Consider the following 2,777-nt stretch of genomic DNA (forward strand, 5'->3'; position numbering starts at 1 on the left):
AACCAGTCCTTCACCCACGACGGGTAGGTCCGGAACTACCAGGGCTTGCCTACGAGGTGGCAAACGGCCGCCTACCAGTACCGAAGGCGCCGGCAAACGGTGGAGCATCCGTTCGGGACCATCAAGGCCTGGATGGGCAGCACCCACTTCCTGACCAAGACCCTGGAAAAGGTCAGAACCGAGATGAGCCTGCACGTGCTGGCCTACAATCTGAAGCGGATGATCAAGATCCTGGGTGTCGGGCCCCTGCTGAAGGCTCTCGAAGCCTGACGCCACACGCCAGCCCATGCGCACATCACGGCACCCGCGAAACAGAGCCCGTCATCCGCACGCAGGCAAACACGTTTCCACACGGCCTCGGTCAAATTGGGAAATTCAGGCATGCCAGATGAAAGTCTGCTTTCCCGCTGGTTGCGGAAGTTTGATCAGGAGTAGCTTTAAGTTAGAGGCTTGCCCTCAGTCGCTCGCGAAAGCCAAAGGGCAAACTAGGCGACCGGTTCACCGTCGCCATGCACGCCCTCGCAGATCAGCGGAGTGGATCATTCTCGAGCAGGATCGGCTGCCCGTGCGGGGTCGCGTGTGCCGCGCGGTCCCAGGCGCTACGGCGCTCTGCCAGCGCCTGCTCAGTTGCAATGCCCTTGTCACGGACCAACTGCTCGATCGCGAAGAGCCAGTGCTGATAGTAAGTTGAACCGTCGTCGTAATCCCCTGCCGCCTGGGCGCGCTTGATCGCGACTGAGAGTGCGGCAGCCCACTCCGTCCAGGTAAACAGGCCCCGCTCGTACAGGGCTAACGTCATCGCGAAGGCCTGGGCCTCCCAAGGCTCACGGAAAGCAGGCTCTCCATCATCGCCACGGGGGATCGGAGCGATCTCGGCGGCCGCGCGAGCAATCTCCTCATGCTGGCTCAAGATAGCTCTCCCAGGCATCGATGGACACGGTGAGGGTTGTATCGGCCTCGTCCCCCCCAGAGCGCCTGGCCCGAGAAGCAAACGGTATAGAGCCATTGCGGCCGCTCGCCGTCACCCCGTGCATTCGCATCCGGGAACACATGGGCGCCATGGACCCGTTCAACGACCCCGATCCTGCCACGGGCATAGCGCGGCAGGCGGGTGTGGCCTTGGGGGTGCAGGTTGCGGGTGCGGACCCGGTCACCAACTGCAAAGCGCGCCGACTGCTCGATCGGCCGCTCTGCCGGGCCGCCACGGGCCAGCACTGCCGGCACGTCCTCCGCCTTGAGCACGCGCTTGATCGGCGCAGACTCCGCGAGGGATTGGCCGCGCGTCAGCTCCTCCGTGGAGACGAGCCCAGCCGCAACAACCAGCTTTTCGACCCCCTTGGTCCAGATCTCGTAGTAGCTCGAGGTGAGATACTCAGCAGGCGGCAAGGACTCGCGGGCGTGCCGGCTCATATCGATATTCCAGCTGCCGGTCGCACCCATCGCCAAGGTCAGGCCAAAGGTCCGTCGCTCCCACTCGGCATGGAACCAAGGCTCGTCCTGCTCGATGGCGATCGGGCCGAAGCCCATCATCCCGCCGAGGTCCTGAGCGCCATTCATCGGCCGATCTCCGGCTGAAGGGCGAGACCGGTGCCGATCATGGAGCGCGGGTAACGAGTTCAGCCAGTGCCTGCTCGCCCATGCCCTCGGTGCCCTCGGGGCGCATCGGAATGACGAGATACCTGACCTCGGCGGTCGAATCCCAGACCCGAATGCGGGTGGTCTCCGGCAGGCTTACACCAAACTCAGCCAGAACCCCGCGCGGGTCGAGCACGGCCGGCGAGCGATAAGGCGCGGATTTGTACCAGACCGGGGGCAAGCCGAGCACGGGCCAGGGATAGCAGGAGCATAGGGTGCACACGACCATGTTGTGCTGATCTGGCGTGTTCTCGACCGCTACCATGTGCTCGCCCTGGCGGCCGATGAAACCCAAGGAGGCGATTGCGGCCGTCGCATCCTTCCGCAGCCACTCCCGGTATGTCGGATCGGCCCAAGCCTTGGCGACGACCTTGGCACCGTTGCGTGGTCCGACCTTGACCTCATAAGTCTCGACCAGCGCATCAATGGTCGCCGGATCCACATAACCCTTCTCAACCAGAAGCGATTCGAGCGCGCGCACCCGCAGCTCGATCTCGGAGAGATGGCTGTGGTCGTCATGATCGTGGTGATGATGGTGCTGGCTCATGTGTACTGACCTGCCCGGATCTCCGCATGGACAGCATGCTAACCGCAGGACGATAGCGACGCCAGCCATAGGACCCGGCATCGGCTGGGAGATTAATCAGGTCAAAACTAACTGCAGCCGCAACATGCGTCTGGTGCTTACTATGTGATTACCGGATTTGAAGCGCGCAACCTGCCGGAGGGCCACACGCGAGCTAAGCCTCTGGGAAATATGGTGAGCGCGCTGGGACTCGAACCCAGGAGACTCTGATTAAAAGTCAGAGGCTCTGAATGAGGCTGGCGAATAGGGTTCGGATGCAACCCAGGTTGGGAGCATGCCTACTCGACCTGAAAGTCTACGCGGCCTCCTCAAGCACCTTCCGAACAGTGGCCAACGGAAGGCCGAAGTGCCGGGCGACCTGTCCTGGCGCCACCCCTGCCAGAAGAGCCGCCCGCACCGCCTTGCGTTGCCCCTCCTGTAATGTGGATGAGCTCTTGCCGGATTGTGAGGACTTGCCCCGTTGTTTTGACGGGCGCGGACTAAGACGCTCAAGGAATACGCTGGCATTTCTGGCCGCCGCCTTCAACTCAGGCCCGCTCCCCCTGCCCGTCTCTAC

Annotated in this window: 1 protein-coding gene, 1 tRNA gene and 4 pseudogenes; 1 reads left to right on the forward strand and 5 read right to left on the reverse strand. The window is 62.9% G+C overall.

All coding sequences use genetic code 11. The annotated features are described in order from the left end of the window. Positions 1–81: 81 nt before the first annotated feature. Positions 82–270: pseudogene (locus tag ACS5Q1_RS41730) on the forward strand (transposase); the annotation flags it as partial. A 256-nt stretch (positions 271–526) separates the two neighbouring features. Here ACS5Q1_RS41730 and ACS5Q1_RS41735 read toward each other — a convergent pair. From ACS5Q1_RS41735 to ACS5Q1_RS41755, 5 genes and pseudogenes are all read right to left on the reverse strand, one after another. After that, positions 527–910, reverse strand: coding sequence for a nitrile hydratase accessory protein (locus ACS5Q1_RS41735; RefSeq protein WP_473103749.1), 384 nt, complete (start codon positions 908–910; stop codon positions 527–529). Continuing rightward, positions 897–1,557: pseudogene (gene nthB, locus ACS5Q1_RS41740) on the reverse strand (nitrile hydratase subunit beta). Before nthB ends, ACS5Q1_RS41735 begins: the two are co-directional and overlap by 14 nt. Further along, positions 1,554–2,182: pseudogene (gene nthA / locus ACS5Q1_RS41745) on the reverse strand (nitrile hydratase subunit alpha). The pseudogenes nthB and nthA overlap by 4 nt, the downstream one beginning before the upstream one ends. Before the next feature lie 211 nt (positions 2,183–2,393). Beyond that, positions 2,394–2,528 (reverse strand) — tRNA-Lys (locus ACS5Q1_RS41750). Continuing rightward, positions 2,517–2,777, reverse strand: a pseudogene (locus tag ACS5Q1_RS41755) (hypothetical protein); the annotation flags it as partial. The gene ACS5Q1_RS41750 and the pseudogene ACS5Q1_RS41755, both read right to left, overlap by 12 nt.

The organism is Microvirga sp. GN3, from assembly GCF_055792825.1.